Annotated in this window: 21 protein-coding genes; 9 read left to right on the top strand and 12 right to left on the bottom strand. The window is 74.3% G+C overall.

Going from position 1 to position 21,606, the window contains the following annotated elements; translation table 11 throughout:
- Positions 1-88 precede the first annotated feature (88 nt).
- The gene (locus tag ACFWW8_RS33300; RefSeq protein WP_386535178.1) at positions 89-796 is read right to left on the bottom strand and encodes an antibiotic biosynthesis monooxygenase; all 708 of its coding nucleotides are present in this window, start codon (positions 794-796) and stop codon (positions 89-91) included.
- A gap of 260 nt (positions 797-1,056) precedes the next feature.
- Between ACFWW8_RS33300 and ACFWW8_RS33295 the strand changes: the two genes are divergently transcribed.
- Entirely contained in the window at positions 1,057-1,560 is a 504-nt protein-coding gene (locus ACFWW8_RS33295; RefSeq protein ID WP_386535175.1) for a hypothetical protein, read from the top strand.
- 285 nt (positions 1,561-1,845) lie between these two features.
- Here ACFWW8_RS33295 and ACFWW8_RS33290 read toward each other — a convergent pair whose 3' ends face one another.
- Positions 1,846-2,346, bottom strand: a complete 501-nt coding sequence (locus tag ACFWW8_RS33290; RefSeq protein ID WP_386535172.1) for a hypothetical protein — start codon at positions 2,344-2,346, stop codon at positions 1,846-1,848.
- A 279-nt stretch (positions 2,347-2,625) separates the two neighbouring features.
- Between ACFWW8_RS33290 and ACFWW8_RS33285 the strand changes: the two genes are divergently transcribed.
- A complete protein-coding gene (locus ACFWW8_RS33285) occupies positions 2,626-3,198 on the top strand; it encodes a GNAT family N-acetyltransferase (RefSeq protein WP_386535170.1) in 573 nt (190 codons plus the stop codon).
- A gap of 74 nt (positions 3,199-3,272) precedes the next feature.
- On the opposite strand, the gene argG is transcribed toward ACFWW8_RS33285, so the two are convergent.
- Together argG and thpR are read right to left on the bottom strand one after the other, a co-directional pair.
- Entirely contained in the window at positions 3,273-4,718 is a 1,446-nt protein-coding gene (gene argG / locus ACFWW8_RS33280; protein ID WP_386535167.1) for an argininosuccinate synthase, read from the bottom strand.
- A 437-nt stretch (positions 4,719-5,155) separates the two neighbouring features.
- Complete coding sequence (gene thpR, locus ACFWW8_RS33275; protein WP_386535164.1) at positions 5,156-5,740, bottom strand: RNA 2',3'-cyclic phosphodiesterase; 585 nt, start codon at positions 5,738-5,740, stop codon at positions 5,156-5,158.
- Positions 5,741-6,074: 334 nt separating this feature from the next.
- Here thpR and ACFWW8_RS33270 point away from each other — a divergent pair, with 334 nt between their 5' ends.
- Positions 6,075-6,449 carry a DUF6415 family natural product biosynthesis protein gene (locus tag ACFWW8_RS33270; protein WP_386535161.1) on the top strand — a complete coding sequence of 125 codons (375 nt, stop codon included), beginning with the start codon at positions 6,075-6,077 and terminating at the stop codon, positions 6,447-6,449.
- Between the two features lie 42 nt (positions 6,450-6,491).
- On the opposite strand, the gene ACFWW8_RS33265 is transcribed toward ACFWW8_RS33270, so the two are convergent.
- Positions 6,492-7,295: a GNAT family N-acetyltransferase gene (locus ACFWW8_RS33265; RefSeq protein WP_386535158.1), complete on the bottom strand. Its 804-nt coding sequence runs from the start codon at positions 7,293-7,295 to the stop codon at positions 6,492-6,494.
- Positions 7,296-7,445: 150 nt separating this feature from the next.
- Between ACFWW8_RS33265 and ACFWW8_RS33260 the strand changes: the two genes are divergently transcribed.
- Positions 7,446-7,646: a serine protease inhibitor gene (locus ACFWW8_RS33260; RefSeq protein WP_386535155.1), complete on the top strand. Its 201-nt coding sequence runs from the start codon at positions 7,446-7,448 to the stop codon at positions 7,644-7,646.
- Between the two features lie 328 nt (positions 7,647-7,974).
- Here ACFWW8_RS33260 and ACFWW8_RS33255 read toward each other — a convergent pair whose 3' ends face one another.
- Positions 7,975-8,580 carry a hypothetical protein gene (locus tag ACFWW8_RS33255; protein WP_386535152.1) on the bottom strand — a complete coding sequence of 202 codons (606 nt, stop codon included), beginning with the start codon at positions 8,578-8,580 and terminating at the stop codon, positions 7,975-7,977.
- A 465-nt stretch (positions 8,581-9,045) separates the two neighbouring features.
- Between ACFWW8_RS33255 and ACFWW8_RS33250 the strand changes: the two genes are divergently transcribed.
- Positions 9,046-9,792, top strand: a complete 747-nt coding sequence (locus ACFWW8_RS33250) for a hypothetical protein (protein WP_386535149.1) — start codon at positions 9,046-9,048, stop codon at positions 9,790-9,792.
- 55 nt (positions 9,793-9,847) lie between these two features.
- On the opposite strand, the gene ACFWW8_RS33245 is transcribed toward ACFWW8_RS33250, so the two are convergent.
- Entirely contained in the window at positions 9,848-10,621 is a 774-nt protein-coding gene (locus tag ACFWW8_RS33245) for a response regulator (protein WP_386535146.1), read from the bottom strand.
- Between the two features lie 219 nt (positions 10,622-10,840).
- On the opposite strand from ACFWW8_RS33245, the gene ACFWW8_RS33240 reads away from it, so the two are divergent.
- Complete coding sequence (locus tag ACFWW8_RS33240; protein ID WP_386535145.1) at positions 10,841-11,893, top strand: serine hydrolase domain-containing protein; 1,053 nt, start codon at positions 10,841-10,843, stop codon at positions 11,891-11,893.
- A 154-nt stretch (positions 11,894-12,047) separates the two neighbouring features.
- On the opposite strand, the gene ACFWW8_RS33235 is transcribed toward ACFWW8_RS33240, so the two are convergent.
- The 3 genes from ACFWW8_RS33235 to ACFWW8_RS33225 all read right to left on the bottom strand — a co-directional run bounded on the left by ACFWW8_RS33235 (position 12,048) and on the right by ACFWW8_RS33225 (position 13,758).
- The gene (locus ACFWW8_RS33235) at positions 12,048-12,314 is read right to left on the bottom strand and encodes a GlsB/YeaQ/YmgE family stress response membrane protein (RefSeq protein WP_386535143.1); all 267 of its coding nucleotides are present in this window, start codon (positions 12,312-12,314) and stop codon (positions 12,048-12,050) included.
- 11 nt (positions 12,315-12,325) lie between these two features.
- Positions 12,326-12,859 carry a type 1 glutamine amidotransferase domain-containing protein gene (locus tag ACFWW8_RS33230; RefSeq protein WP_386535141.1) on the bottom strand — a complete coding sequence of 178 codons (534 nt, stop codon included), beginning with the start codon at positions 12,857-12,859 and terminating at the stop codon, positions 12,326-12,328.
- 152 nt (positions 12,860-13,011) lie between these two features.
- Positions 13,012-13,758: a hypothetical protein gene (locus tag ACFWW8_RS33225; protein ID WP_386535138.1), complete on the bottom strand. Its 747-nt coding sequence runs from the start codon at positions 13,756-13,758 to the stop codon at positions 13,012-13,014.
- A gap of 514 nt (positions 13,759-14,272) precedes the next feature.
- Between ACFWW8_RS33225 and ACFWW8_RS33220 the strand changes: the two genes are divergently transcribed.
- Together ACFWW8_RS33220 and ACFWW8_RS33215 are read left to right on the top strand one after the other, a co-directional pair.
- Positions 14,273-17,545 (top strand): S8 family serine peptidase, encoded by a 3,273-nt coding sequence (locus ACFWW8_RS33220; RefSeq protein ID WP_386535207.1) that lies wholly within the window; start codon positions 14,273-14,275, stop codon positions 17,543-17,545.
- Positions 17,546-17,867: 322 nt separating this feature from the next.
- Entirely contained in the window at positions 17,868-18,284 is a 417-nt protein-coding gene (locus ACFWW8_RS33215; protein WP_386535135.1) for an ATP-binding protein, read from the top strand.
- Positions 18,285-18,478: 194 nt separating this feature from the next.
- Here ACFWW8_RS33215 and ACFWW8_RS33210 read toward each other — a convergent pair whose 3' ends face one another.
- A complete protein-coding gene (locus ACFWW8_RS33210; protein ID WP_386535132.1) occupies positions 18,479-18,631 on the bottom strand; it encodes a hypothetical protein in 153 nt (50 codons plus the stop codon).
- 267 nt (positions 18,632-18,898) lie between these two features.
- Here ACFWW8_RS33210 and pgm point away from each other — a divergent pair, with 267 nt between their 5' ends.
- A complete protein-coding gene (gene pgm / locus ACFWW8_RS33205) occupies positions 18,899-20,560 on the top strand; it encodes a phosphoglucomutase (alpha-D-glucose-1,6-bisphosphate-dependent) (protein WP_386535129.1) in 1,662 nt (553 codons plus the stop codon).
- A 137-nt stretch (positions 20,561-20,697) separates the two neighbouring features.
- Here the strand turns inward: pgm and ACFWW8_RS33200 are convergent, their stop codons facing one another.
- A complete protein-coding gene (locus tag ACFWW8_RS33200; protein ID WP_386535127.1) occupies positions 20,698-21,027 on the bottom strand; it encodes an STAS domain-containing protein in 330 nt (109 codons plus the stop codon).
- Positions 21,028-21,606: the final 579 nt, after the last annotated feature.

The raw sequence follows: 21,606 nt of genomic DNA, 5'->3' as shown, positions 1-21,606 counted from the left end.
GCCGCCACGGGGACCGCGCCGCTCCTCGCCGTCTCCCGTACCCCGCGTATGACCCGGCTGCCGCCGCCCAAACAGGGCGCTGCGCGCCCTACGGCCGCGGCACCAGGGTCAGGGCCGGGACGTAGCGGCGGAACCCGTTGGAGGCCAGGGCGGGGAAGTCCAGCACCCGGTGCCACTGCGCGGTGTCGGAGCCCACGCCGGGACCGGGCCCGGCGAGCGCCGCCACGTGGTCCCGCTCGCCCTCCCACTCGGCGTAGTTGAGCATGCGGGTCCCGTCGGCGGAGAGGTGGAAGTTGCCGGAGAGCAGGCCGGGCGCCGGCGCCGGGTCGGTGGCCTGCGCTTCGAGGACGAGGTCGACGAACCCGCGCGCCGCGTCCGCCGCGCCCGGATCGAAGCGGGCCTCCACGACGACCACGCACCCGGGGGTCGCGTCCGCCGCGCCCACCGACCGGTAGGGCCGGTAGCCGTCCAGGCCCACCCGTACGATGCCCGGCACCGCCGCGTCCACCTCGGCGTTGCGGTCGTCCCGCGCGGTGCGGAAGAACTCCTCGTACGCCGCCTCGTCCGCCCACTGCGAGTAGTGGAAGAGGGTGTCGCCGTCCGTTCCGGCCAGCACCGTGTACGACAGGAGGGCCGCGGCCGGCCAGTCCCGGCTCTGCCAGGCCGCGTTGACGGCTTCCACGGCGGCCCGCTGCCGCTCGGGGGTGCCCACCCGCCACGTACTCGCCCTGACGGCGCCGACCCCGGTGCGGGCGAAGTCGGGGCGGGTGACGGGCCGGACGGCAGCGGACTTCACGATGGGTTCCCTCCGGTAGGACGCGCCCACAGGACGCGACGACACCCCGAGCCTGCTCCCTCAAGTACGGTCGAGGTCAAGGGGACCGGCCCGGCCCCCGAGGGTGATATCGGCGCCCCGGCCGCTCCCCGGCCCCGGCGGGGGCGTTGAGCCGGACGGACAGCCGCACGCGCGACCGCACCCCGGCCGCCCGGCCCGCCCCCCCGCCCGCCCCGTCACCGCCCCGTCACCGCCCCCGCAGGCCCCCCAGGAGACGCCCCGTGCCCGCAGAGCCCGAGCTCCCGCACCGCGCCTACGCCGAGGCCGTCGCCGCCCTGGACGGGCCCGGCGGCGCGTACGCGCCGGACGAGTGGTCCGCGGAGGAGGACGCCGGCCGCCTGGAAGCCGGCTTCTCCTTCCTGCGCACCGGGCCGAAGACGGTGGAGCGCGACGGGCTCCCGGTCACCGTCGCCCCCGTCCTCGACACGGAGGAGTGGCCGTACGGCATGTTGCTGTTCTGGAACTCCGTCGACGGCTGGAGCTACGCCGCGCTGACCGACGATTGGGGCGGCGTCGACTTCGCCGAACCCCTGCCCGTGGACCGGCTGGCCTCCCCGGCCGCGCTCCGGTCCCTGCTCCCGCTCCTCCTGGCCGGCGACGACGAGGACCTCCCCGTCCGCACCGAACGCTGGGAGCACCCCCGGGGCCCCGCCCTCGCCCGACTCCTGGCAGCCGCCGACACGGCCCGCGCCGCAGGCCGGAATGCCGGGGGCGAGCGGCCGTGACCGTGACCGTGGCCCACTGAAACCGGGGGACGCTGCCCCCCGCCCCGCCCCGAACGGCCCGGGCGCCCCCGCCCCCTGACACGCGCCCACGTCCGGGACCACCTCCCTGGCCCCGCCCTCACCGTCATCACCCTCCTGCGCCACGTCCGGCAGTCCGGCAGTCCAGCGGCGGGCGGACCGGCTTCGCCGTGCCGGGAGGCCCGGGACTTCCGAGCGGGGGCGCGCGGGCACGCGCACCCGCCGGACGGCCCGGGGGAGGCCGCGGGCCGGTATGAGCGGCCGGTATCAGTGGCCGGCGGAGGCCTTCACCACCGCCACCGCCGTGCCGATCGCGGCGTCGATCGCACCGGCCAGCAGCGCGAACGCCGTTCCCCCGCCCATGCGGAGCCCGCCGTAGCACCCCCACGCGAACAGGGTGGCGACGTTGACGCCGGCCGCGGTGAGCAGGGCGGTCTCCAGGCTCATCGCGCCCAGGGCCGAGACCCCGATCAGGACCAGCGGTCCCACCGCGGACAGCAGCAGGGGGCTGCTGACGAAGAGCATCGAGCGCAGCTCCCGTCCCGTCGCCAGGGCCCCGTGCGTCACCCGGTGCGCCTGCTGGTCGGCGACCAGCGCGGCGAGCCACAGGCCCAGCGACGCGGTCGCCACGGTCGCCACCGCCCCGAGAACCTCCACGTGGCTGCCGGCGGCCAGTCCGATGACCACCGAGATCATGGTGATCGTCGCGTACAGGCGTTCCTTGAGCTGGGCCGCGGCCGCCTTCGGGTCCGCCGCGTGTTCCGTCACCCGCCCCACGGTAGGGGCCGGCCGCGCCGCGACAGCGGAACCACACCGCCCGGCCGCGGCCGCCGGACCCGCACCGGCCCGGCCCTGTCCCGCCCGGCCCTGTCCCGCGCGGCCTGGGCGCGTTCGTCCGCGCCGCCCGCGAGACCGCCGGCCGGGGAACCCTCGGCTTCGCCGCGGACTGCCTCCCGTACAGCCGGGCCGACCAGCTCCTGACCCCACCCGCGTAGGCGCCCGTTCCGCCCCACGGCGCGGCGGTGGTGCTCGTGGCAGGGTGGTGGCATGGCCATCGAGGTGCGTCCCGCTTCGGGCTTCGGGGACGTCCGGACCCTGCTCGGCCCGAAGTCGCCCGGAGCCAACGTCTGCTGGTGCCTGAGCTACCGGATCCCCTCCGCGCTCAACAACGAGCTCCGCGGCCCGGCCCGCGGCGAGTACGTCGCCGGGCTGTGCCGCACCGGGCCCCCGCCGGGGGTGCTCGCCTACGACGGCGGCGAGCCGGTCGGCTGGGCCGCCGTCGCGCCGCGCGCGGACACCTCCTTCGCGCGCAGCCGCAGGATCCCGCACGTCGACGACCTGCCGGTCTGGTCGCTGTGGTGCGTCCGCGTACGCCCCGGCCACCGCGGGAAGGGGATCTCGCACGCCCTCATCGCCGGAGCCGTCGACTTCGCCCGCACCGGTGGCGCACCGGCCGTCGAGGCCTACCCCCTCGACAACGGCGCCGCCCGGGTCGACCTGACCATGGCGTACGCCGGGCTCCGGAAGAACTTCGAACGCGCCGGGTTCGCGCACGCCGCCGACACCACCTCGGTGCTCGCCGGCCACCCCCGCGTCCTGATGCGGCTCGACCTGCGCTGACGTACGGGAAAGGGCCGGCCCGGCACCCGAAGGCGCCCGGCCGGCCCTTTCCCGCAGGAGCCGGCGGAGAGGCGTCAGTCGGTGCCGGACTCCATCGCCGCGCGGTCCAGCATCAGGTCGTCGTCCGAGACCTCGCCGCGGGAGGCGATGGCCTCGGCGCCGCCCTCCTGCAGGGTCCCGATCAGCCCGGTCGCGGCCGCCTGGGCGGCGCCGATGGCGGGGTGCCCGGTGCCGATCAGGCCGAGCGCGGCGTACTGCTCCAGCTTGGCCCGGGAGTCGGCGATGTCGAGGTTGCGCATGGTGAGCTGGCCGATCCGGTCCACCGGGCCGAACGCCGAGTCCTCGGTGCGCTCCATGGACAGCTTGTCCGGGTGGTAGCTGAATGCCGGGCCCGTGGTGTCGAGGATCGAGTAGTCCTCACCGCGCCGCAGCCGCAGCGTCACCTCGCCGGTGACGGCCGCGCCGACCCAGCGCTGCAGCGACTCGCGGACCATCAGCGCCTGCGGGTCCAGCCAGCGGCCCTCGTACATGAGCCGGCCCAGGCGCCGCCCCTCGTTGTGGTACTGCGCGAGGGTGTCCTCGTTGTGGATCGCGTTGACCAGGCGCTCGTACGCGGCGTGCAGCAGGGCCATGCCGGGCGCCTCGTAGATGCCGCGGCTCTTGGCCTCGATGATCCGGTTCTCGATCTGGTCCGACATGCCCAGGCCGTGGCGGCCGCCGATGGCGTTCGCCTCCATCACCAGGTCGACGGGGGAGGAGAACTCCTTCCCGTTGATCGTCACCGGGCGGCCCTGGTCGAAGCCGATCGTCACGTCCTCGGTGGCGATCTCGACCGACGGGTCCCAGAACCGCACGCCCATGATGGGCTCCACGGTCTCCACGCCGGTGTTCAGGTGCTCCAGGGTCTTGGCCTCGTGGGTGGCGCCCCACAGGTTGGCGTCGGTGGAGTACGCCTTCTCCGTGCTGTCGCGGTAAGGCAGCTCGTGGGCCAGGAGCCACTCCGACATCTCCTTGCGGCCGCCGAGCTCGGTCACGAAGTCCGCGTCCAGCCAGGGCTTGTAGATCCGCAGGTGCGGGTTGGCGAGCAGCCCGTAGCGGTAGAACCGCTCGATGTCGTTGCCCTTGAACGTCGAGCCGTCGCCCCAGATCTGCACGTCGTCCTCGAGCATCGCCCGCACCAGGAGGGTGCCCGTGACGGCGCGGCCGAGCGGCGTGGTGTTGAAGTAGGCGCGACCGCCCGAGCGGACGTGGAACGCACCGCAGGCGAGGGCGGCCAGGCCTTCCTCCACCAGCGCCGCGCGGCAGTCGACCAGGCGCGCGATCTCGGCACCGTACGCCTTCGCCCGGCCGGGCACCGAGGCGATGTCGGGCTCGTCGTACTGGCCGATGTCGGCGGTGTAGGTGCACGGGACGGCGCCCTTGTCGCGCATCCACGCGACCGCGACCGAGGTGTCGAGGCCGCCTGAGAAGGCGATGCCGACGCGCTCGCCGGCGGGAAGGGAGGTGAGGACCTTAGACATGGGAAGATTATGCATGACTGCGTATGTTCATGCAAAACTGCTCCGGGTTCCCGCGCGGCCGGACACAGGAGTACCCCGCGGCGCCACGGAGGCGGGCGGGGTGGGGGAGAGGGGGGTGGGCCGTACGCGCGCCCGGGGGGACGGGGCGTGCGCGTACGGCGCTCCACCGGGCGGGCCTGCGACAGGGGGTGTCGTACCGGCCCGCTGACACCCGCGTTTCCCGTTTCCGCCGCACCAAACGGGGTGCGGGCATCCGGCTGCCGCACACTCCCCGGCGCCCCACCCCCGCCGCGCCGCACAGATGGCCTCCCGGTGCACATCCGGTACGCGGGCAGCCCCCCGCCGTGCGAGCGCACGCACCGGACACCGCACGGCCCGCCCTCCGGGCGTACGGAACGACCGTGACGACACCCCCTGGCGCGGGACCGCGGCGGCCGTCAGCTGCCGCCGGTGAAGTCCCAGGCCTCGATGTCGCGGTAGCGGATCGGTCCCGGACCGCGGCCTATGTTGCTGCCGACCAGGTGCAGGCGCGCGGCCTCCCACCGGCGGCCGGCGAACGCGGCGAGCCCCGCGGCGGCCTCCACCACGCCGGACGGGTCGCCCCGGCGCGCCCGGGCCAGCGTCAGATGGGGGCGCAGCGGCCGGTCCTCGAAGGCGATCCCGCACTCCTTGACCACGCCGCGCACCCCGGCGGCGAGCAGGTGCAGCCCCTCGACGTCCCCGTCGATCCCGCTCCACAGCACCCGCTCGTCGAAGTGCCCGCCGCCACGCAGCCCCAGCCGTACGGGACGGCCCGCCGCCGCGAGGTCCGCGAGCGGCGCCCGCAGCAGCGGCACGGCTCCCGCCGGGAGCTCGCCGAGGAACGCCAGCGTGATGTGCCAGTCCTCGACGCGGTTCCACCGCAGCCGCGGGTACGCGGCGTAGGCGGGGCGCAGCGCCCCCACCAGCTCCTCCTTCGCCTCGTCGGGCGGGGCGAGCGCTATGAAGACGCGGACGGTCGCGGCCTGGGTCTGTTCGTTCACCAGGACTTCGTACCCTGCCCGGCCGGCCCCCGTCACCTCCGGCCCCCCCGTCACCTCCGGCCCCCCGTCACCTCCGGCCCCTCCGGCCCCGCCGGTGCCCGCCCTGACCGTCCTCTCCTCTGCCGGTACTGCTGGCGCCGGTGCGGGGCCGAATGAACGTACGCGGGCAGGGCGAAGCGGTGAGGGGGAGGGTAGACGCTACTCCCACGAGATGCCCCGTGGTGCGTCCTCGCCCCATTTCACGTTCCCGCCCCGGATTCGCGCGAGACTTCTCCCCGCGGGCGAACCGCCCCGGGAGCCCCGGTGAGCCGTGGAGAGAAGGGACAGGACACGCGTGAGCGCATCCGCGAAGGCCGGCACATTCCTCGTACGGGACGCCGACGACCCCGCCGCCGCCGCGGCGCCGCTGGACGTCGCGGTCATCGGCGAGTCGATCACGATCGTCCTCGCGCCGAGCGAGGGCCTGCCCCCCGCCGCCCTGCGCCGCCTGTGGTTCCTGTGGCTCAGCGGGCACCTGGGCCTGCTCATGCCGCTCGCCGCCCGGCCCGGGCAGCACCCGGACACCGCGACCCTGGAGGACACCCGGCGCGTCCTGGCCGACGGACTGCCCGACGACGGGCCCGCCGCGTACGTGCAGCTCCAGGAACTCGCCCGGACCTGCCGCTTCTTCCTGGGCCTGGCCACGGACCGGCCGACGCCCGCCCGGTGAGCGGCCCGGTCCGCGGCCGCGGGCCCGGCCGCGGGGTGCCGCTCAGCCGGTCTGCGCCTGCGGGAGCGCCGTGAAGGTGGCCTCGGCGAACTCGGTGACCTCCGAGAACCCGAGCCTTCGGTAGAGCCCGACGGCCGTGGCGTTGTCCGCCCGCACGTTCAGCCCGATGTGGTCCACGCTCTTCCCGAGCCGCCGGCACAGCTCCGCGACACAGGCCCCGCCCGCGCCCTGCCCGCGCACCCCGGGGTGCGCGGCGACGTTCCCGATCGCGGCGACCCGGTAGGCGGCCGAATAGACGTGCACGCCCGCGACCGCGACGAGCCGCCCGTCCTGCCGCGCGCCCACGTACTGGCCGGTGTCGAGCATCCGGTGGTCGAACCAGTTGCCCGGGTACGCCTGCTCGAACAGCGCCAGCAGCTCCGGCAGATCGCTCCGCCCCAGCGGGGCGGGCCGCCACGGGCCGTCCGGGTGCCGGCAGGCCCGGCCGGGGTCGGTGAGCGCCATCCGTACCAGGGTGCCGTGCGGCTGGACCGCGTACGCCGACTCCAGCACCTTGCCGGCCGCGCCGGTGAGGTGCCCGAAGAAGCGCCGGGGCAGGACCGGCAGCAGCGCCTCGGCCAGCTCCTCCAGCCCGGCGGCCCGTCCGGGGCGGGCGAAGGCGAGCAGGGTCGGGATGTCGCCGACCGCGTACAGCAGGGCGACGGGGCCGTCGTCCGACACCGTGTACCAACTGGTGTGCGGCCACAGCAGGTCGTCGAGGTCGCCGAGTTCCATCAGGTGCATCGCCGGGTCGCGCCCGAAGCGGTCGGCCAGGGCGGATCGGTCGTGAAGGCTGCGCAGGGTCACCCGCCCACCCTACGGCCGCCCCGAACCGGCCCCGGCGGGCCCCGGGCGGTGCGTCCCGGCAGGCGTCCTGCCCGGTCGCTCCCGTTTGCGCCCCGCCGGAGGGGTAGGGGGTGGGGGAGACGGACACCCGGACCGGAGGAGGACGAGCACATGCCCGCAGAGCAGTGGCCCGAGCTGGTGGGACGCACGGCGGACGAGGCGGTCGCGGTGATCCGCCGCACCAACCCGGACATCGTCCGGGTCCCGGTTCTCGCGGACGGCTCCCTGGTGACGGCGGACTTCCGGGAGGACCGTGTCCGCGTCTTCACCGACGCCGACGACCACGTCACCCGGGTACCGCGCATCGGCTGACCCCCTCCGCACCCCGCCCGCCAGCCCCCGCCCGCCAGCCCCCGCCGGTCAAGCAGCGTCCGCCTGAAGGCTGTTGAGGCGGAGCAGACGCGCGTCCACCTCGCGCTCGGCGAGGCCGCGCTGCCGTTCGAGCCGGCGGCCGACCTGGACACGGCGGGGGCGTACGACTGCGGCGGGAAGCCGTCTGCCTCGTCATTGGCCCCGGCCCGGACCGGTTCGCGTGGAAGGACGAGGACTGTTCGCGGACGCCGGGACAGGGTCCGCCCGGCGCGGGGACCCCGGCCGGCCCACACCGCGCCTGCCCGCCGGGACTCCGGAGCCCGGCCCGTCAGGGCCGCAGGCCCGCCCGCCTGAGCGCGACCGCGGAGAGGTCGGCGATCACCTGCCGGTCCCCGCGGCGCCAGGCGTCGGCGAAGCCGCCCGCAGGGGCAGGGAGCGCGGCGAGGTCGCCCAGCGGGCCGGTGAGGGCGCGCAGGGCGAGCAGATCGGCGCCCCCGGGCACGTCGAGAAGGCGCCGGACGGTGGCGCTGCGCCGGATCCAGCGCAGCCGCGGAGGAAGCCACAGCAGCAGGACGACGGCCACGGGGACGACGATCAGGGCCGTGGTGGTGAGTGCGGCGACCTGGTCGACGGTGTGCTGGAGCGACTGCCCGGCGTCGGCGAAGCCGGTACCGGCGTCGGCCGCGGACCGGAGCGGTTTCTCCAGGAGGCCGCCGACGAGCGGGACGTCCGAGGCCGCGTCACCGGCGTCGCCCAGTGCGGCGGCGAGGCTGTCGCCCGACGTCTCGACCTTCCGCCCCGGCTCGGCCAGCAGCATGATCGCATCGCGGACGGCGAGGGCGAACCACACCGCGGCGGCCATCAGGGCCAGGGCGATCAGGTCCCCGAGCACCTGGCGGTTGCGACGTGCGGGGGTCTGGGCGTACAGGCGCATCAGCGGCTCCCGTTCGGGTCATGGCGTCGAGGAGGGCCGGGCGCCGCCGGGCGTGAGACCCGCGACGGCCGGTCGACCGTACGTCCGACTCTTCCACCGGCCCCCGCGGGCAAACGTCCGTGACACGAGGACCGGACGGCGGACCGTCCGTCACGGGGGCCGGGGGACCGGGGGCGGGGCACGGTCCTGCGCCAGCGGCACGCTGGCCCTCACCCCGGCGACGGCCAGCGGCACGCTCGCCCTCCCCCCCCCGGCGACGAGCGCCCGAACAAGCCCTGACCCGAACCGGCTTGACCCGGCCCGACCCGGCTTGCCCCCCGGCGGGCGGTGACGGGGCCGGAGGATCCTTTCCCCGGTACGACTGATCCCCCCGTGCGGGTGGACCTCGCGCACCACGCCGGGACCGACCCGTCCGCCGCCCCTATAAAGAGGCCCGTCACGTTGACCGACTGATGGGACCTCACCATGTTGCAGGCCGCTCTGCGCGTGCTCGCCGCCGCCTCCCTGGCATCCGCCGCCGCCGTCTCCCCGGCCGCCGCCGCCGTCTCCCCGGCCGCGGCCGCCGTCTCCCCGGCCCCCGCCGCCGCGCTCCGGGCCGCCGCCGCGGACGACCTGACCACCCCGTGCGGCCCGACGGTCGAATACCGGGCCTGGGACTGGTGGCGTACGACGACCAACCCGTCGATCGCCCGCCCCGTCGCCGCCGCCGCCACGGCGGAGCGCTGGCAGTGGCGTACGGACGTCAACACCCTGTGGCGCGGCGACACCCGGGAGACGGTCGAGGCGATCTTCGAGAGCGGCTTCACGCCCCGGGGCGAGCAGATGACCCCGCTCGCCGAGTACATCGTCAAGGGCGGCGGCCAGAACAGCGCGCACCTCAGCACCAGCTGCGAGAAGTGGGTCGCCCAGAAGTTCGCCACCTACGGAAGCGCCAAGACCGGCTGGGTCTACGAGATCCACGCGCCCGGCGGCATCGACGTGAACGCCACCGCCCGCCTCAACGACTACAGCTCGCCCTACCTGTGGAACAAGGAGATCGACTTCCCCGGCGGGATCAAGGGCAACCACATCAAGGGCGCCTGCAAGTTCCGGCTGATCCACACCGACCCGCAGACCAAGGTCAACACCTTCGAGGAACTCGGCTGCAAGGAGAACGCCGGCTTCGCCCCCTACCGGACGGACGCCGCCGCCCTCACCGCCGCAGCGCGCTGACGCCTCCGCGCCCGGGCAGCCGCACCCGCCCCGGGCCTCGGCGGCGGGCCGGGCCTCAGGTCCGCGGGGGGTGGGCGGCGGCGTCGAGGTAGAACGCGTCGATGCTCCGCACGGCCTGCTCGAACTCCTCCAGGTTGACCGGCTTCGTCACATAGGCGTTGGCGCGACTGCCGTACGCGCCCGCGACGTCGTCCGGCGCCGCGGACGTGGTGAGCACGACCACCGGGATGGTCTGCAGGCTCTCGTCGTTCTTGAGGACCTTGAGCAGGTCCCGCCCGTTCATCCGCGGCATGTTGAGGTCGAGCACGATCAGGTCGGGGCGCACGCTCCCCGGGGCCCGCAGGTGCTCCAGCGCGGCGATCCCGTCGGTGACCTGGACCAGGTTGCGGGCCCCGCGCTCGGACAGCGCCTCCCCGATGAGCATGGCGTCGGCGGTGTCGTCCTCGACCAGCAGGACGTCGAAGGGCCGGGCGGGGCCGGTCGTCACCGGGTGCTCCGCGGGTGCTTCGCCGGCGTGGTTGAACAGCCCCGGCCACCGCTGCCGGGCCCCCTGGCGGGTCATCCCGCAGGCGGCGCCGATCTGCGGATACCCCGCGCCCGCACGGGCGGCGGCCCCGGCTGCGTCCCGCTGGAGCCGCTCGGCGGCCTGCTGGAGCTGGTCCAGCACGTGGAGCAGGGACAGGGCCGCCGCGGGATCGTTCGCGGAGTGCTGCGCGGGGTCTTCGAGCAACTCGAGGGCAAGGCGGCGCGCGAGACTGCCGACCGCCGCGTCCGCGACCGCGGCCGTCTCCGGCGCAGTGGTCCGCAGTACGAAGTTCTTGCCAGGCATACCCGCACCTTAGGCCATGACCCTGTCACGCTGATCGCCTCCGTGACACCGTCCGCACGACGCGGCGATGCGGGACCGGCGGAGCCTGACACCCCGCCGCATCCACCTCCCGGCACAGGAGACACCCCGCCGTCCTCCTGCTCAAGTCGCAGGGCCGCGCCCCGCAATTCATCATCAGGGCGCACGGGCCGACGGCCGGGCGCCGCGATGATTTCGCTCATGGACCAAGAACTCGGCACCCTCGTCCAGCAGACCGCCGACCGGCTGGCCGACCGCCGCGTCGGCGTGGTGGTGGCCGCCCTCGCAGGAGACCACACGGAGATCAGAGGAGCCGGCAGCACCGGCACCGACCCCGCCCGCGCACCGGGCCCCGACACCCTCTTCGAGATCGGGTCGGTGACCAAGGCGTTCACCTCCCTGACCCTGGCCCGGATGGCCGTGACCGGCGAAGCGGACCTGGACGAACCGCTGAGCGACCTGCTGCCCGAAGGGACGGCCGTCCCGTCACGCGGCGGCGAGCGGATCACCCTGCGCCACCTCGCCACCCACACCTCCGGCCTGCCCCGGCTGCCCAGGGGCATGCTGCTCCCGGCCCTGCTGCGCCCCGCCACGCCGGACCCGTACGCCCACTGCACCTCCGAGTGGCTCCTGTCGGGTCTGGCCCGGACCCGCCTGGGAGCCACACCGGGCACCAGGTTCCGCTACTCCAACCTCGGAAGCGGACTGCTGGGACTGGCCCTGGCCCACCGGGCCGGCACCGATTACGAAACCCTCGTCACCCGGACGGTCCTGACCCCCCTGGGCATGGGGGACACCGTGGTGGGCGTGGACGCCGCCCGCGCGCAACGCTCCGCCCGGGGCCACGACCGCCGCGGCCGGCCCACCCCCGCCTGGAACCTCGCCGACCTGACCGGAGCCGGCGGCCTGCGGTCCACCGCGACCGACCTGGCGGCCTTCGTACGGGCCCAACTCGACGGCGGTCCCGAGCCCCTCGCGGACGCGATCCGCCTGAGCCGGGACGTCGAATACCGCAAGAGCCCCTTCGCCCGCGTCCACCTCGGCTGGATGGCCCACCGCCTCCACCCCCGCCAGGGCGCCCACCTCCAGATCTGGCACAACGGCGGCACCGGCGGGTTCTCCTCCTTCGTCGCCTTCGACCCGGAGAAGCAGCTGGGGGTCATCGCCCTCGGGGCCACCCCGCGCCCGGTCGACCGGCCCGCCTTCGACCTCCTGCACACCCTGCAGACACAGCACGCGACCGTGCCCCGCTGACCCGGACGGGGTCAGGGAGCGGCGAGCCCGCCCGCGCCTCGACCAGCAGGTCGTCCGCGGCCGGCAGCCCGCCGCCGTTGCGCGGGCCCGGGGACACCGCTTCGCCCCGCCCGGCCCCGGCGTACGGGACCGGACGGGGCGGGGGAGGGACGGGTCAGTGGCTGCGGCGCCCGGCCACGAGCCGGTACAGCAGGAGCAGGATGACCGAGCCCGCGACGGCCGCGATCCACGTGGAGAGGTGGAAGAAGCCGTTGATCGATTCGACTCCGAAGACGACCTTGCCGAGCCAGCCGCCGAGCAGGCCGCCGGCGATGCCGATCAGCATGGTGATCAGGCAGCCGCCGGGGTCGCGGCCGGGGGTGATCGCTTTGGCGATGGCGCCGGCCAGCAGTCCGATCAGGATCCAGGCGATGATTCCCATGACGTGTCCCCTCAGCCCTTCAGCTCGGCCAGCAGCGCCGTGCAGAACGCGGGCAGGTCGTCCGGGTTCCGGCTGGTGATCAGCACGGAGGGCGCCGCCGTGCAGACGTGGACCTCCTCGTCCACCCAGGTGGCGCCGGCGTTGACGAGGTCCGTGCGCAGGCTGGGCCAGGACGTCAGGGTGCGGCCGCGCAGGACGCCGGCCTCCACCAGCGTCCACGGCGCGTGGCAGATCGCCGCGACGGGCTTGCCCTGGTCGAAGAAGCCGCGGACCAGTGCGACGGCTTCCTCGTCCACCCGGAGCGCGTCGGGGTTGGCCACGCCGCCGGGCAGGACCAGGGCGTCGAAGTCCTCGGCCTTCGCCTCGCCCACGGTGAGGTCGACGGGGAACGTGTCGGCCTTGTCCAGGTGGTTGAAGGCCTGGACCCGGCCCGGCTCCGGGGCGATCAGGGAGGGACGGCCCCCGGCCCGGGAGACGGCCTGCCACGGTTCGGTCAGCTCGACCTGTTCGATGCCCTCGGTGGCCACGAGGAACGCCACACGCATGAAATGTCTCCTTCGAAAGGGAAAGTCGCGATCTGTCTATCGACTGTCCCACGATCAAAAGATGAAACATCGGACATGCGGACCGGTGAAGGACCCGGTTTCACCGCGGCCCCGAAGGGGCCGGGCCCGGGGACCGGGTTCGCCCCCCGGGGTCAGGAGACGGCGTACCACTGACTGGCCCAGCCGGTGTTGATCGTGCTCACGGACTGTGCGGTGAGGTCCACCTGGGACGGCAGCGAGGTCTGCCCCGTCAGAATGGTGCTGTAACGGAGCTTCGGCGGCGTCAGCCCGGCATTGACCGAGATGCCGGCGCCCGTGGACTTCAGGGTGAGCGCGTTGGTGGCCCAACTGCCGTTGAGGAGCAGGGCGATGAAGTAGGTCCCGGGCGCGGCCGTGAACGGCTTCTCCAGGGCCAGGGGCTTGGCGATGGCATCGGTCATCAACTGGGACGAGATGTCGGGGGTGGTGCCGAGCAGGGCGCCGCCCTCGCTGTACACACCGAGACGGCAGTTGGAGAGCTGGGCGTTGGGGTCGATGCCGGCCAGGCCCAGCCAGACGTTCGACCAGGTGATCGGCTCGCGCAGGACGATCCGCACCAGGGTGATCCGCCCGCCGACCCCCGCGGCCGACTGGGCCGTGACATGACCCGCGTCATTGGGGTCGCCGGTCCAGGCCAGCAGGTTCTGGTCCTGCGGCCGGGGCCCCTCGAACCCGCCGCCGGCCCCCGCCCCGGACGCGGAGCTCTGCACGGGCGCGGGCGCGGAGGCAGCGGACGCCGCGGCCCCCTGCCGCTCCCCGGCCGGAGCGCCGGTGCAGCCGGCCAGGACGAGGAGCGCCACGAGCGCGGCACCGAGGCCGGTCACGACGGTATTGCTGCGGGTACGGGTACGGGTGCGCATGGTCCCCCCCATGTGGTGCGGATGATCGACGGACATGGTCACACGGGCCGTCACCCCGCCCGTGCGGCAGCCCGCCCCGCACGGCCCGGCGAGCCCGACCCCGCACACCGACCCCGCACACCCGACGCGAGCTGCGCGCACCGGCACCGCGCACCGGACCCGCCGAGGGCGACCGGCCGCCGAAGCTGCCCGCTCGGCCCGGCCATGCTGCCCGGCAGGACCTGGCACCGGCCGTTCTGCGCAACGTATCCAGGGGTGGTCGCCGAACCCACGCCACCAGGGGCCCCCTTGCGCCACCACACGACCGCCGCAGCCGGCGAGGCCGCACGTGCCGCGCACCGGCGGCCGCCCCGCGGGCGAGAGGGAACCGCGGCGACACGGACACACCCCCGTACGGGCCGGGCCCGCGCCTGCCCGTATCCACTCCTGAGCAGGGAAAATCTTGCGAAAACTGCCAAAGAAGGCGTACGCCACCCCCGTTGCCCTCGCAGCCGCCGTCGCCCTGACGGCGGGCATGACCGGCCCCGCGTCGGCCGTCCCCGGCGGCCCGGACACGGCCTCCGCCCCCTCCGCCAAGAGCCTCACGGCCGACGGCGGGACCGTGCACACCGTCCCCCTGGTCACCGGCGACCGGGTCCTCGTGGACTCCCGCGGCCGGGTCGCCGGCATCCAACGGGCCAAGGGCCGAGAGGACATACCCTTCTTCACCCAGGTCCACGACGGCCGCACCCACGTGGTCCCGCGTGACGCCCGGAAGCTGATCGCCGACGGCACGCTGGACCAGCGGCTGTTCGACATCACCGAACTCGCCAGGCCGGAGAGCCGCGAGGCCCACCGGGCCGGACTCAAGGTGATCGTCGGATACCGGGGAGCCGCGGCCGGGTCCGCCCGCGCGCAGGTGCGGGCCTCCGACGGCACCACCGTCCGCCGGACCCTGTCGGCCCTCGACGCCGACGCCGTCACCACCGTCACCGGCAGCACGGGCGCACTGTGGGACGCCCTGACCCGCCCGCAGGGCGACGGCACGGCCGCCCCCACCTCCGGCATCGCGCAGATCTGGCTGGACGGCGTGCGCAAGGCCTCGCTCGACCGCAGCACCGGCCGGATCGGCGCCCCGGCGGCCTGGGCCCGCTCCTACGACGGCACCGGCGTGAAGATCGCCGTCGCGGACACCGGGATCGACGCCACCCACCCGGACCTGGCGGGACGGGTGGTCGCGGAACGCAACTTCAGCGCCTCCGCCGACACCCGCGACCGCGTCGGACACGGAACCCACGTGGCCTCCATCGCGGCCGGCACGGGGACCAAGGACGCCCGGTTCAAGGGCGTCGCGCCCGGAGCACAGCTGATCAACGCCAAGGTGCTGGACGACCGCGGGAACGGCGACGACTCCGGCATCATCGCCGGGGTCGACTGGGCCGTGGCCCAGGGCGCCGACGTCATCAACATGAGCCTGGGCGGCCCCGACACCCCCGGGATCGACCCGATGGAAGCCCAGATCAACAAGCTCTCCACCGAGAAGGGCATCCTGTTCGCCGTCGCCGCGGGCAACAGCGGCCCGGGCCGGGGCACGGTCGACTCCCCGGGCAGCGCCGACGAGGCCCTGACCGTCGGCGCCGTCGACGACGACGACGCGATCGCCGACTTCTCCGGAGCCGGCCCCCGCACCGGCGACCACGCCGTCAAGCCCGACATCACCGCACCGGGCGTGGAGATCACGGCCGCCGCCGCGCAGGGCACCGGGGGACAGGACCCGCTCGGATACGTCAGCAAGAGCGGTACGTCGATGGCCACCCCGCACGTCGCGGGCGCCGCCGCCGTCCTCAAGCAGAAGAACCCCACCTGGACGGGCGCACGGATCAAGGCCGCCCTGACGGGATCCGCCGAAGACGGCGCCCACCCGGTCTTCCAGCAGGGCGCGGGCCGCCTCGCCGTCGACCGGGCGATCGACCAGAGCGTCGTCTCCGAACCCGCCTCGATCAGCCTGGGCACCCAGCAGTGGCCCCACACCGACGACACACCCGTCACCCGGCAGGTGACCTACCGCAACAACGGCACCACCGCACTCACGCTGGACCTGTCGCTGACCACGCCCGCCGGCGGCGACGCCCAGCCCGCCCCGGCAGGGTTCTTCACCCTCGGAGCACAGCGGATCACGGTCCCCGCGGGCGGCACCGCCGCCGTCGACCTGACCGCCGACACCCGGCTCGGCGCCACCGCCGACGGCTCGTACGCCACCACGGTCGTCGCATCCGGAGCCGGCCAGAACGTACGCACCCCGGCAGCGGTCGAACGCGAGGTCGAGTCGTACGACGTCACCTTCAAGACCCTCGGACGCGACGGCGCGCCCAGCACCTCCTGGCAGGCCGACCTGAAGGGCTACGAAGGCCTCGCCACGGGCCGGCGGACCTTCCCCGACCTGTCCTCGGGCACCGCCACGGTCCGGCTGGCCCGCGGCACCTACAACCTCTCGGCCGACATGCTGGTGGACCCCGCCGCCCCGTCCAAGGGCGCCGACCTCCTCCACCATCCCCGGTTCTCGGTGACCGGCCCCACCACCGTCACCCTCGACGCCCGGACCACTCGGCCGGTGAAGGTCAAGGTGCCGGACGCGAAGGCCCGCCCGACGCGCGCCGGGATGATGTACACCCTGAGCACGCCCGAGACGTTCCTCATCGAGGGAGTCGAGCTCACCGCCTTCGACAACCTGCGCACCGGCTACCTCGGCCCCCGGATGGCCGACGGCACCCTCACCCAGCAGTGGTCCGCCCGCTGGGAGCACGGCGCCAGCGAGTACAACGTCCTCACGGGCGGCCCGGTCCGCGAACTGGCCACCGGCTACGGCAAGACGTACCGGACCAAGGACATGGCCCTGGTGAAGGCGAGGATCGGGTCGTCCGTACCCGGTCTGGACGGCGCCCTCGCGGCGCACGGCATCCTGGACGACGGGGGCGGCGTCGAGGCGCCGTACTCCGTGCGGCCGGCGCCGGGGGTGCGGAACGTGTACCTGTCCACGGGGGACGGGGCCGCCTGGAACATCGCCGCGGGCATCCTGGGCGCGGAGGACCCGGAGGGCCGGCGGAACTTCGACTCGGTCTACCAGCTCGGCGACTCGCGGCGGTTCGCGGCGGGCAAGACCTACACCGAGGACTTCAACGTCGGCGTGCAGGGACCGCAGCTGAACGCGAACGACGGGATCGTGCGCGACGGCGACGACATCTACGGGTCCCTGATGCTGGCCGCCGACGGGGCGGGCCACTCCGGCTTCGTCCGGTACGCCGGAGCGAGCACCACCATCCACCGCGACGGCGTGCCGTACACGAGGAAGGACGCCGCCATCGACCAGGCGTCCTTCACCCTGCCCCCGGAGTCCGCCGCGTACACGGTGGAGACCACGATCAACCGGAACCCGACGTACAACCGCGCCGGGACCCGGATCGACGCCTCGTGGACCTTCACCTCGGCCCGCACCGACACCGCGACGCAGCTGCCGGTCTCCACGGTCCGCTTCCTGCCGGGCCTCGCGCCGGACGCCACCGTCCCGGCGGGCGCGAAGCAGACCTTCCCCGTCCTGGTGCAGGGCGCGGCGGCGGGCGCCAACCTGAAGAACCTCCAGGTCCTGGTGTCGTACGACGGCACGAAGTGGACGCCCGTCCCGGTCGCCGCGGACAAGATCACGGTACGCGCTCCGGAGAAGGGCAGGGCGCTCTCGCTGAAGGCCGTCGTCACCGACAAGCAGGACAACCGGTCGACGGTCACGATCCACGACGCCTACTTCGGCAGGTGAGCCACCCCGGAGCCGGACACCGCGCGCAGGCCGTGACCGGCTGACACCGGCCCGGCCCGGCCCGGGGCGGGCGTGGGGGCGGGGGGGGGGCCCCCCGCCCCCGGGGGGGGGGGGGGCCCCCCCCCCCCGGGGGGGGGCGGCGCGCGCCCCCCCCCCCCCCCCCCCCCGGGGGGGGGGGGGGGGGGGGGCGCGCCCCCCGGCGCTCGCCGGGGCGCCGGCGCCCCGCCCCGCCCGTCGTGGAGCTCCGCTCGGGCACGCCGCCCACCGGCCGAACGGGTGGGAGGCGGCATGACCCCCACAGCCGGGGGCAGGCGACAACGGTATGAACCAGCACGCAGAAGCCGACCGCGCCACCGGCTCCGGCCGTCGCAACGACGGCTCCCGGCCGGCCGTCACCACGCCGTCCGCCGCCCGCCGCACCGTCGCCGACCTCCTGGACCGCGCGGGCATCAGCCTCGACAGCGTCACCGCGGCGGATGCCCTCCTGGTCGCGACGGAACTCGTCACGAACGCGATACGCCACGGCGGCGGCATCACCCGCTTCCACACCGCCGTCACGGACGACGTCCTGCACCTGTCCGTCAGCGACGCGAACCCCCGCGCCCCCTTCCCCCGCCCCACCGCCCCCGGCCGCCCGGGAGGCTACGGATGGCCGCTCGTCCAGCGCCTCACCGACCGCATCGAGGTCCGCGCCCGCCCCGGCGGCAAGACCGTCCACGCCGTCCTGCGCCTGCTCTGAGCAGGAAAGGACACACCGCGCACCGGTGCGGCCACCGTGTGCCGACAGGACCGCCGATCAGGATCAGCGCCGCCGGTACGGACGCCGACGCGGGCGTCCACCAGATGCCGGGAGCGCACGGTCATGCCTTACGGGAGTGCTCCGGAACGGCGCTCCCCGACTCCGCTTCGCGCGCGGACTCCGCGGGCGCGCACTCAGCGCCGACCGGCCGCGCGGTGGATCTCGGTGCGGCCCCTGTCGATGAGCCGGCGTCCCGCCGTCCGCAGCCGGGCGTCTCCCAGCGCTTTGCCGTCGGCCTCCTGCTTCATGCCGCGGAGCACTTTGACCCCGCCGCTGATCCTGCCCATCGGTTCCTCCCTCGGAACGGTGCACGTCGGCGTCGCCGCCGACGAACGGCACACAGACGTTATTACCGTCACATAGCAGGCAAAACGTACACAGGGCGGCCGATGTGTCCGGGAGCACGCCCGAGACGGGCTGGGGGAGCGGACATCCGGGGTAGGCCGTGTGAAGGCGTGGCGGGGCGTCGGGTACGCCCGCGGGCACCGCCCGGACGACCATGGAGCGGTACGGGCCCCGTCGGGAGTCCCGACCGAAAACGGAGGAGTCAACGGATGCCGAACGAGCGAGCCGGGCAGCCGGCGCGGGCACAGGACCTCGTCGACGTGTCCCGTCTGGTGACCGCGTACTACGCCCTGCATCCGGACCCCGCCGATCCGGCCCAGCGCGTCAGTTTCGGCACCTCGGGGCACCGGGGTTCGTCCCTCGACACGGCCTTCAACGAGGACCACATCGCCGCGACGAGCCAGGCCATCTGCGAATACCGGGCCCGCCAGGGCGTGGACGGACCGCTGTTCCTCGGCGCCGACACCCACGCACTGTCCGAACCCGCCCGCGTCACCGCCGTCGAGGTGTTCGCCGCCAACGGCGTGAGCGTCCTCATCGACACCACCGACGGCTACACCCCCACACCCGCCGTCTCCCACGCCATCCTGGCCCACAACCGCGGCCGAACCGGCGCCCTGGCCGACGGAGTGGTCGTCACGCCCTCCCACAACCCGCCCCGCGACGGCGGCTTCAAGTACAACCCGCCCCACGGCGGACCCGCCGGATCCGAGGCGACCAACTGGATCCAGGACCGGGCCAACGAGATCATCACCGGTGGCTCGAAGGAAGTGCGCAGAATCCCGTACGCACGCGCCCTCGCGGCCGCCACCACCAACAGGTACGACTTCCTCGGCACCTACGTCCGCGACCTGCCCTCCGTACTCGACCTGGACGCCGTCCGCGCGGCGGGCGTGCGCATCGGCGCCGACCCGCTGGGCGGTGCCTCCGTCGCCTACTGGGGCCGCATCGCCGAGGAGCACCGCCTGGACCTGACCGTCACCAACCCGGAGACCGACCCCACCTGGCGGTTCATGACGCTGGACTGGGACGGGAAGATCCGGATGGACTGCTCCTCCCCGTACGCGATGGCCTCGCTGATCGAGGGAAGGGACCGCTTCGACCTCACGACCGGCAACGACGCGGACGCCGACCGGCACGGCATCGTCACGCCGGACGGCGGACTGATGAACCCCAACCACTACCTCGCCACCGCGATCGACTACCTCTACCGCCACCGCGAGGGCTGGCCGCAGGCCGCGGGCATCGGCAAGACGCTCGTGTCCTCGGGCATGATCGACCGGGTGGCCGCCGACCTCGGACGCGAACTGGTCGAAGTGCCCGTCGGCTTCAAGTGGTTCGTGGACGGCCTGGCAGGCGGCACCCTCGGCTTCGGCGGCGAGGAGTCCGCCGGCGCGTCCTTCCTGCGCCGCGACGGCTCCGTGTGGACGACCGACAAGGACGGCATCCTCCTCGCCCTGCTCGCCTCGGAGATCCTGGCGGTGACGGGACAGAGCCCCTCCGAGCGCTACGCCGGGCTCACCGCCAGGTTCGGCGAACCCGCGTACGCCCGCATCGACGCACCGGCCACCCGGGAGGAGAAGGCCGTACTCGGCCGGCTCTCCCCGGACCAGGTCACCGCGGACACCCTGGCCGGCCACCCCGTCACCGGCGTACTGACCAACGCCCCCGGCAACGGCGCCGCCTTCGGCGGGATCAAGGTGAGCACCGACCGCGCCTGGTTCGCGGCCCGCCCCTCGGGCACCGAGGACGTGTACAAGATCTACGCGGAATCGTTCGACGGCCCCGAGCACCTCGCCGAGGTTCAGGAAGCGGCACGGTCCGTGGTCTCGGCGGCCCTCTCCGCCCGCCGCCCGACGCCCGGCGCCTGAGCGGCCGCGACGCCCGCAGCCGGCGACGGGCCCTCCTGGCCGCGCGCTCACGGCCGCCTGCGTCCTGCCCGGTCACCGGACCCCGCACCGCGAGGCTGACGGCGGACAAGGGACGCTCCGGCCGCTCGGCCGGGGCCCTACACGGCGCGTGCGTTCTCGGTGCCGTCGACGACCGGGAACAGGTCGCGGATCGCTGTCAGGGTCATGCGCCGGTCGAGCTGCACGGGCAACGGGCCCGCCAGCACCAGGCGGCCGCTGCGCCGCAGGAGCAGCATCAGAGTGAGCATGGAGGAGTCCGCGAAGGTGACCTGGCGGACGTCCAGGACGATCCGGCGGACCTCCGGGTCGGCGGCGGCCGCCGCACACGCGGACTCCAGCGCGTCCAGGCCGTAGTACTCGAATTCCCCGGCGCACACGATGACCCGGACACCGCCGGCGTCCGGCTCCACCCGTACCTGTTGTTCCACCTGCTGCTCCCTCCCGCACGGCATCGCATCGATGCCCACCCGTCGCGTGCCCCTCTGCGGCCGGTGCAACCGAGTTCGGGGGCGGACGATGACGAGGGTGCCGCCTTGGGTGAAGCCGGTGGCGGCCCGGGGGCGCGGCACGTGTTCCGGGCGGGCTCCGGGAGAGGGGGCGGTGGCCTGGTCGAGGAACTCGGCACCGCCCTGGGCCCGCCGCGGGCCCGCATCCGGGCGCGTTCGATTTCCTCATCGGATCTCGCGCGAAAACCTGTGTCGGCCGGAGTAGACATTGGGCGGTGGTGTGGTTATGGTTTCTCTCGTAGCCCAGTCAAGAAGGGCCCGGCAGAGACGAACTGCCGGGCAGCATTACGGGTTGTTGCAGTTCAGCAGTGCGGTGCGGTGGTGGAGTGTCGAAGCCAAGGGTTGTCGTAGGTCGGCGACGGGACTGATCACCGGACCGGGTGGCCCGCAGTCATCAGGGGCCACCACGCGCAGTACCAGCAGTTAACGCAGTGGTTGCAGTATCCGCAGTATCCGCAGTATCCGCAGTATCCGCAGTATCCGCAGTATCCGCAGTATCCG

This window comes from Streptomyces sp. NPDC058701 (genome assembly GCF_042715295.1).
GTDB lineage: Bacteria > Actinomycetota > Actinomycetes > Streptomycetales > Streptomycetaceae > Streptomyces.
This window is presented reverse-complemented; position numbering and strand designations above follow the sequence as displayed.